This window comes from Microcoleus sp. C2D2, from assembly GCF_036702495.1.
Taxonomy (GTDB): Bacteria; Cyanobacteriota; Cyanobacteriia; order Cyanobacteriales; family Microcoleaceae; genus Microcoleus.
The window spans coordinates 1-8,421 of the sequence record NZ_JAUBTO010000228.1 but is presented as its reverse complement, the minus strand read 5'-3'; the positions used below and the strand labels follow the sequence as shown (position 1 = coordinate 8,421).

Genomic DNA, 8,421 nt, shown 5'->3' with positions numbered 1-8,421 from the left:
TCCTTCAATTTCCAGTTCTTCAGGATTGGGCAGAATCATTTGCTGCATTTGACGCACGATATCCAATTGAGCACCCATGCGGAGATTGTCTTCCTTGAGTCTTTCGTTGAGGGCAAGGATTTCGCCGTTGGCACTTGCCAGTTCAGTCGTGCGTTCTTTGACTTTATCTTCGAGTGTTTCAAACGATTTCTTCAGTTGTCCTGCCATGCTGTCGAAGGAACGTTCCAGCGTATCAATTTCCTCAATTTCAATAAAGTCAGCGGTGCCTACTCGCTTGTCGAGGTTACCAGCAGCAATTTGTTCAGCAGCTTTAGTAATTCGGAGAACGGGACGGGTAATCGAGCCGTCAGGATACCGATCGCAATTGTCAAAATCAGAGTCGCTAAACAGAACAGGATTGTAGTACGAGTATTAGCATTGATTTGTGACATAAAGTCCGATTCTCGAACCGTAGTTACAATCACCCAATTCAGACCAAATTCATCTTGCCAAGGTTCAACCAAAACAAATTGGCGTTCCCCGTTAATCTTAAAGTCGAGTTGTTGGAGCTTTGTAATCTGGTTGATCTCGCCAAAATGCTCTGACAAATACTGCGTACTTGACCGGATCAAAGGATCGCTGCTGGTTGATGCTGCTAATCTTTCGGCTTTACCATTCTTGACTGTGTAGATAGGGGAGTTCGTTGAACTAGCAACCAGCAGTCATTCACGATCCATAATAAACACTCCTCCCGAAGCACTAATTTTGATTTGATTCAAAAAGTTACCGATCTGAGAAATAACCAAATCAGTTTCTAGAACACCTACAAAATTGCCTGCTTTATCACGATAGGGCTGGAGGGCCGGAATTCCTAACCGTACTGCTGAGTCGGAAGAAAACTGATAGATTTTACCCCAAGTCGGTTTATTGGCTTCCTTAGCCGCTGGGTACCAGGGACGGCGGGTGGGGAGGTAGTTTTTTGAAGTACCGATCTGCTTTTTAGGCCGCCTATGAAAAAGTTTTCCCTCGCAAGCGACACCAATCTGTCGGGAGAGATACGGGCAAAACTTCTGATATAGAAAGATTCAATAACACCCTGATGCCAGGGATATCTCGCTATTGTAATAAAAACTCTATCATTTTATTATAAAAAGCTCTCCTATTATGTGGGAGCTATCTGGTATTTTATCGAGCATTACAACGCTTCTTGACGCCTAAAAGTGTTGAGGATTTTTCCTTGCTATGCACAAGAACCCAAAAATCTAAGTTTGGTAACAGAACTTTCCTTGGCATCTTCAGCTAATTCAATCCGAACAAATGTCGAGTTTAGCACAGTTGGTAGCAGGAGTGGCTCACGAAATCAACAACCCTGTCAGTTTTATTTACGGCAAGATAGTTCATGTTAATCAATATGTTTTAGATATATTCAACCTGATTGAAATTTACCCGACATACTCTGCCGAATTCGCAGCATAAATCCGATAAAATGTAAAACATATTGAGCTAGATTTTATGAAAAATGCAGAAAGAGCGTAAATCCTGTGGAGCAGATAGCAGGTCTAAAAGCGTTTATCTAGTTTCAATAAATAATATTATTTATGTAGGGGCTAATTTCAGACAGCCCCTACATCATCTTTGGTTCCACTCGCTTATTTTTGCAGCGGGTTGAGTTTGGTAACGGAACTTTCCTTTGCATCTTTAGCGCTATCTTTCAGGAAAGCAGAAGCATCCTGAAAGGCGGCGCCTGTTCTCTCTAAAATTTTGGCATTGGGATTGCTGCGATCGACTACGGGTTGAGCCTTAGCTGGCTGTCCGTCTGGCGGTTCTAAGAGAGCTTTATCTCCGCCGAGTTCGGGGTCGAACTTGTCAGTTTTCAGCGGTTCAGAACCCGGATAAAGCAGCTTTGAGGAATTAGAGTCACCGGTAGTCGCGGCCAGGAGTCGATCGCCCATCAGCGACAAATCAGCCCGATTATTTTCGGCTTTAGCAGGCGATTGATTGACTTTAGGGTCGGTAGACATTTGATAATTCGCGGATCCATCACCACCGGCCTTGTGGGGGTTATTCATTCCTCCCATTTGAACGGGAGGATTCTGGGGCCGGGCACCTCGAACATCGCCGGCATTGCAAGCTGTGCTGGTAAACAGCAGCAAACCTGCCATAAATACAGTCAAAAATTGAGTCAAAAATTGACCGATACGCAGTCTTTTAAAAAAAGTAGTTACAGTGTTCACAAAATTTTTCCGATTTTTTACTACTACTTGTTAAGAGTAAAAATAAGCTCCCGATCCCTGCCTCTAACGGCGGTGATATTTTGCTGCGGATTGCTATCGATTATTTTATACCTTTAGAGGGAGTCAAAAAGTGCGATCGCCTTCGAGAGATTATTTTTGGTAGGACTTACGCCCGGGTATCTAGAAACCCGGCTTTTTTACCGGGTTTCTAGAGTTAAGTTTGGTTGAGACACTTCCGACGGAGAAGAAAAGGGTCTAGGTAGTTTCAAAGCATAGTCTTCGGGTGCGTCAGTTCCAATAATTGCTCGATGTCAAAAGCTTTTTGGTTTTTGCCCCCGCTGACAAACGGATACTTGCGATCGAATCCTGTCGTGGAGATATAAAAATTTTAGACTCTTGTTCAAGATACCAGATTCATCTGTGAAGTAAATCTAACATCTAAAATCTCAAATCCAGTGACGCACCGTACCAGCTACTAACCTGAGAACGCTACTGCTAACTTGGGAATTGTTCGACTTTCGCTTCAGCTTGCAAAGTCAGCACACCAGCTTCCACATTTAGCTGCTGAATTCGCAGGGACATTCCCTCAAGTTCAAAATTTCGCAAGTTTAAAACTTCCCCAGCTTTGTCCGCCAAAGCTTCTGTTAACTCAGGCGAAAATTCCTTGCTTTCGGGATACTCGACATCCTGAAGAGAAATTGCCCAACCGTCCGCTGCGATCTGAGGTTTTGCTGTAAAATAAATCTTTTCTGTTGAGGCAGTTTCCCGTACCAATACCTCAGCATTTAAAGCGATTTTTCCGGCTAGCAATTGGCACTCAATAGTTTTAACGTCTACTGTCACCCGCTGGCCGTCAACCGTCACTTTTAAGTTGTTGAGTTTTCTGCTGATGTATTCGGAATTAAAAGCGCGGTTGATATCGCTTTCGGTTAAAACTGCGCGTGCGGTACCGAAGGCAGGGCCGTTCAGTTCAATTTTCCCAAACATAGCGGTGAGGGGATTGACAGCAATATCCTTGACGTGAAGTTGCAATTCTTCCACCCGCAAATCTTGTTGCATTACCAACCCTTTGCCCTCAACGGCAACGGCATCTACCGATCCCTGGGCTAGCTGGCCCGGATCGGTGTCCACTGTCACAGACAAAGTTTCCGATTCGTCTAATTTGCTAGCAATAGCAATCTCGGCCACTTTGTCGATCGCCTGTTCCCCTAAACTCCTATTTTGTTGAAGCACGCTCAGAATTCCTAATAATTATTGTTACCCAAATAGTAGTTAATACCTAATAGAGTTAGCGTCTTCCTCTTGGCAGGTTTCTCGTATTAAAAAAACTCAGCCAAAGACAGAGGGTTTCCAGAAAATGGCTAAAATTAGTAAGGTGCGCACCCTACGTTGAGTCCGTTGCGAAGCGGTGAAAAATCAAAAACTTGGATTTTTGCCAAAAGTATTTTCGAGAAGTTCGATCGCCCGGTACAATAAGTAAGAGCCGACACCGCTTTTTGCAGTCAGGAACCTCAGCTATCAGGCATGAGGCTTGAAAGAGAAATCTAACAAGCCATTCTGACGGGCCATCGTCTTAACTGACTACGTTTTTTGAGTCACGACACCCTGGAATGCGTAGCTAGTTCCTTGCTCTGTCGTTGAGAGTTAAACAGTTCGGTATGTCACGCTCAACAGTGCTTTGGGCCGGCGCAAGCTCACTAAACATTAGCGAAGCTAACTTTACTCCGAAAGGAGATTGAGGCAACCATACCTCAGCGGAGGGGCAACCATACCCCTCCACCCTGCAAGGGGATTCAATTCAATGTAAAGCCGTCCTAAAAAGACGGGGTTTCAAACCCATAGTTCTGATGAATTCAGAATCAACTCTCGCTAGACTACAAGCTACACTTCCCGACGGAAAACTGCCTTCTAGCTACGGGGTATACTTCAAAAACACCCTAGTAGCCCTGTGTCACGCCCTAGAAGACCACATTTTACAAACCAGCAGCGGGGACAATATCGAACTAAAGCCCCTAGTTTTGGTGACGTTTCAGCAGGGTAAATGGTATTTACAGGAAGCCGATCGCTACCTAGATATTGCTAATGCCTCTCGGCGCGTTGTCATCGGTGCAGTAGCCGACAGCGGTTTCGCTAGCCACCAAACCGGTCAATTAGAAAATGTATCTTTAATTAATCTCGATGAGAACGACCCCATAATCGAAGAATGGAATTTAATCATCCTCGCGCCGACATACAAAGCAATGGTGCTTTGCCGCGAACTTTCAGACCAGGAATATTTGCCCGAGGGCAAGCCCGAAGTAGATACAGAACGAAAGTTCTACGGTTTGTGGTCGTTTGACCAGTCTTTGGTGTCGGCGGCTGCTGAAATTTTTATAGAACAGACGCGACATTACAATGCCGCCCTAGCCGACAGTTTGCTGTCCATGCACCACGAAATCCTGGCTACCGTTGGCCCGCCCTTGGCAGATATTAGTGGCGTGGTATCGCGGATAGTCACTTACCTGCAAAGTTCTCAGCAGCAAATGGTAGCAATTAACCGCCAAACCCGCGAGTTGTGGGAATTGGAAGGTCAAGCTTTGCGCATCAGCCGCAATTTGAACGCTAACAAACTTCAAGCTTTTCTGCGGATGGCCCAGCGCGTGGACGAACGCGATACCTCAAATCCTACAGCGTCTTTGCAGGTGGCGGCTTTGTCGGAAACTTTGGGTCAACTTCTGGATTTGCCGGCTTTGCAGTTGCGCAGGCTGCGGCTGGCGGGATTGCTGTTTCGAGTAGGCTTAGTTTCGGCCCCGAATGAGGTGTTCGATCGCACTCCCGATGCTTTCGACCAAGCAACTTTATCTTTTTGGCGCGATCGCAGTTTCATCGGTTCCCAACTGCTGCAAGCAATGCCGGAACTATCACCAGTGGCGGAAATTGTCAAGCACAAACTCGAATATTGGGACGGCAGCGGCAGGCCAGAGGGTTTGCGAGCCGAAGCGATACCCGTTGCTTCCCGGATTTTGGGGTTGGTCGCTTATTTTCAAGAGTTGACTCAACCGCGTGGCGATCGTCCGGCTTTGAGTTTGAGCGAAGCTTTGTCCAAGTGCCGGGAACTTTCCGGAATTCGCTTCGATCCGGCTTTGGTGGAATCTCTCAGCAACGTGGTCAGGCTCGCAGAAATGGGTTTGATGGAGTTACCGAGCCGCCCGAGTCAATTGCCGAATGTATGGTTGGAGGAATTGGGCGATCGAACTTCAACGGCCGCTCCGGCATTATAAAATAACTGGATTGGTAAGGGGCGATCGGTAATTGGTAATTGGGAATTGGGGATTGAGGACTCGGGCACAAATCCTTTCCCACACAAGAAAAAATCAGCCCCCTTTACTCCGCGCGCACCCTACCGCTTTCCAAAACTAGAAAAATCAGCCCTCTGTGCTGGCTCCGCGCGCACCCTACCGCTTTTAGTGGGAGCCCCAGTCTCTCTGTGCTGGCTCCGCGCGCACCCTACCGCTTTACGAATGACTAATGACTAAAAACTAATGACTAATGACCTCGAAGCCATACGCAAAGGCAAAATTCTGATGTTGGCCGGCACTGATTTAGCCGGCACAGACTTAGCGGGAGCCGATCTCGCGGGTGCTGACTTGTCTCAAGCCAACTTGAGTGGAGCTAATCTCGCCGGCGCTAACTTGCAGCGGGCCGTATTGCGAGCCAACCTCCGCGGCGCTGACTTGAGCGGCGCTGACTTGCGAGGCGCAGATTTTCGGAATGCCGATTTGCGGGGGGTTTCCTTCGCTAACGCTTTAGTCCGCGACGCAAGTTTTGGGGGTGCTTTTTTGACAGGCGCGGCGCTTGGCAATTTGGATTTTAGCGGTGTCGATTTTCGCGGCGCCGATTTGCGGGGCGCTTCTTTGGGTCGGGCAATTTTGCTTGGCGCCGATTTGAGCAATGCCAATTTGTCCGGCGCTGATTTGTCGGGAGCTGACTTGGAAGAAGCGCTCCTGAATGGCGCCGTACTGCGCGGCGCTAACCTGACGGGCGCTAATTTGCTTTGCGCCTCGATCGAACAAACCGTTTGGGATGGAGCCCTGCTCGATCGCGCCTGTCTCCAAGGCACCCCCCTGAGCCTTTAAATTTCAACACTGTTGTTTTGAAGACAGACAAAAAAAACAACATCTGCTTATTAAGTGAATAAGCACAAGCTATTTTTACATTTCTTAATAGAAGGTTATAATGGCGACTGTAGATGAGCAAACGAATAAATGGTAGCAGCTTTGTTTAGCGGTACATCCTTTCAAGGTCAAAGTGGCGATCGCCTTGTCAGCAAAGTAGCAGGAGCTGCGATCGCAGCCTTATTCAAGCGTTCGGAAAAGGCCGAAGCCAACATCCGAGTCGAACCAGTAGCCAAACTCTTGCAGGGAAGCATCGACGGTTTCGACTTCGTTGGCAAAGGTATGTTGATGTACAACGGCCTGCGCATAGAAGTGATGGAACTCTACCTGCAAGCAGTCTCAATTGATTTTGGGGCAATTTTTGCAGGTCAAGTGAAATTGCGGCAGCCTACCCAGGCAAATATGCGAGTAGTCTTAAGTCGATCGGATTTAACCACCTCATTCAATACACCTTTTGTAGTTGAAAAACTCCAGAAGCTGAAGTACCAAGAGCAATCACTGCACTTTCAAAACACTGAAGTCAGCTTCGGCGCCGACAAATCAATTCGGCTTCAGTCCGAAATTACCGTAGGCGATGCCAGCGAACCGGTCAAAATAGATATTACTGCTCAATTGCAAGTAGAAGACAGGCGCAAAATCCAATTTGTCAGCGTTACTTACGGCGGTAACGAGCAAGCAGTAGATTTGGGTCAAGCTATAATTGCCCACGTAAATAACTTGCTCGACTTAGACAAATTTGCCTTAGAGGGCACTCAACTGCGGGTTGACCGCTGCCGAGTTCAGAACGACGAGTTGGTTTTCTATGGTTGGGCTGGTATCGAACAGTTCCCCAAAGGCAAGCGCTAAACCTCAGTCTGCTGAGGTGGGCAAATTAGATTTGTTTGAGGAATTTTATAGCTTAACAGCACAACCCGCGCAGGCGGGTTTTGCTATTTTAGCGACAGTTTTTAAACTGTGGCGCTGGCGTAAGGTCGCGCTAAGCTGTTGCGGCATTTAAACTGTATGTCAAAAAAAAATCAAAGTCTTGTGGGGTGTCCCGCCCGCCCTGAATATACAATTTAAATGCGCGACAGCTTATAGCCTTTCTCACAAAAATGGGGTACACCGAAAGCTGTGTTGGCAAGGTTCTTAAGTTTGATTTCATACCCGATCTACCCAAGAAATGCTATATATTGCGCCGTATTTCCCGAACTAAGCTGTCGCGGATTTAATTAATCAACTACTGCGTACTTAAACTATTGTGAGGTCGCAACTCCTAGCGCACTATCAAGCTTAAATTTAAATGCAAAATAGTTAGTTGACTCACTGGGATTCTATTCTCCCCTCACAATCAGCACTCAGGTTGATGCGATCGCACAACTTACCTTGATAAAATTAGATGGTTCTCAGCCCAGAAACCGGGTTTGAAGGACTAAATTCTCTGGTAAAAGGCGATCGCCAGGAGTGGAACAACCCGGTGGATGAGAGTCGCGAGGGCGTAAGTCCTGTGAGAAAATAAATAACCCCAAAAGAGGAAAAATGCTCGGAATTTATTTATTTTGTATCTACGTCGCAGTATTGTCCGTGTTTGCTGGCTCCCGCCCCCGCAGCCCCGAGAAATGGTGGGTAGAAATTGTCACAGATTTGCCCCGCTGTACCTACTATTTTGGTCCCTTCGACACCGACAAAGAAGCCTCCAGCAATATTCCGGGCTACGTCGAAGACCTCGAAAGCGAGGGAGCCAAAAGAGTTAGCATCCGCATCAAACGGTGTCAGCCTTCAGAACTCACGATTTGCGACAGTGAATTCTCAGAGGGTATCGCGGCTTAATCATGTTGATAGTCCAGACTGCAAAAACCGGGTTTTTTGACGAAAATGCTCCGTCTATGGCGATGGATATTCGTTAAACAACCCGGTTTCTGAGCGTCAAGAGTGTGTAAGTTCTCTGTGAGTTTTTCATAAACGGAAGCCTCAACAATAATATTAAGCCTCGTCTTGTCCTAGAGCGCCAGTCCAGTAAAAAAGGTTGACAAAAAGCAGGAAGTATGATGGGCTAGAAAAACTAGCCCAGTAAG

General features: G+C 46.8%; 8 protein-coding genes and 1 pseudogene. 5 read left to right on the top strand and 4 right to left on the bottom strand.

What is annotated here, in order from left to right:
- Both QUB61_RS36055 and QUB61_RS36050 read right to left on the bottom strand, forming a co-directional pair.
- Nucleotides 1-297: pseudogene (locus QUB61_RS36055) on the bottom strand (SpoIIE family protein phosphatase); the annotation flags it as partial.
- Entirely contained in the window at nucleotides 267-587 is a 321-nt protein-coding gene (locus QUB61_RS36050) for a hypothetical protein (protein ID WP_333134487.1), read from the bottom strand. The gene QUB61_RS36050 and the pseudogene QUB61_RS36055, both read right to left, overlap by 31 nt.
- Nucleotides 588-1,296: 709 nt before the next feature.
- Here QUB61_RS36050 and QUB61_RS36040 point away from each other — a divergent pair.
- On the top strand, nucleotides 1,297-1,455 hold the full coding sequence (locus tag QUB61_RS36040) for a hypothetical protein (protein WP_333134489.1): 159 nt from the start codon (nucleotides 1,297-1,299) through the stop codon (nucleotides 1,453-1,455).
- Between the two features lie 173 nt (nucleotides 1,456-1,628).
- On the opposite strand, the gene QUB61_RS36035 is transcribed toward QUB61_RS36040, so the two are convergent.
- Nucleotides 1,629-2,213 carry a DUF6658 family protein gene (locus tag QUB61_RS36035; protein ID WP_333134490.1) on the bottom strand — a complete coding sequence of 195 codons (585 nt, stop codon included), beginning with the start codon at nucleotides 2,211-2,213 and terminating at the stop codon, nucleotides 1,629-1,631.
- 495 nt (nucleotides 2,214-2,708) lie between these two features.
- Nucleotides 2,709-3,446 (bottom strand): DUF2993 domain-containing protein, encoded by a 738-nt coding sequence (locus QUB61_RS36030; protein WP_333134491.1) that lies wholly within the window; start codon nucleotides 3,444-3,446, stop codon nucleotides 2,709-2,711.
- A 614-nt stretch (nucleotides 3,447-4,060) separates the two neighbouring features.
- Here QUB61_RS36030 and QUB61_RS36025 point away from each other — a divergent pair.
- From QUB61_RS36025 to QUB61_RS36010, 4 genes are all read left to right on the top strand, one after another.
- Nucleotides 4,061-5,473: an HD domain-containing phosphohydrolase gene (locus QUB61_RS36025; protein ID WP_333134492.1), complete on the top strand. Its 1,413-nt coding sequence runs from the start codon at nucleotides 4,061-4,063 to the stop codon at nucleotides 5,471-5,473.
- A gap of 261 nt (nucleotides 5,474-5,734) precedes the next feature.
- The gene (locus QUB61_RS36020) at nucleotides 5,735-6,328 is read left to right on the top strand and encodes a pentapeptide repeat-containing protein (protein ID WP_333134494.1); all 594 of its coding nucleotides are present in this window, start codon (nucleotides 5,735-5,737) and stop codon (nucleotides 6,326-6,328) included.
- 129 nt (nucleotides 6,329-6,457) lie between these two features.
- A complete protein-coding gene (locus tag QUB61_RS36015) occupies nucleotides 6,458-7,213 on the top strand; it encodes a DUF2993 domain-containing protein (protein ID WP_332961043.1) in 756 nt (251 codons plus the stop codon).
- Nucleotides 7,214-7,885: 672 nt separating this feature from the next.
- Nucleotides 7,886-8,176, top strand: a complete 291-nt coding sequence (locus tag QUB61_RS36010) for a DUF1816 domain-containing protein (protein ID WP_333134496.1) — start codon at nucleotides 7,886-7,888, stop codon at nucleotides 8,174-8,176.
- The last annotated feature ends 245 nt before the right edge of the window (nucleotides 8,177-8,421 follow it).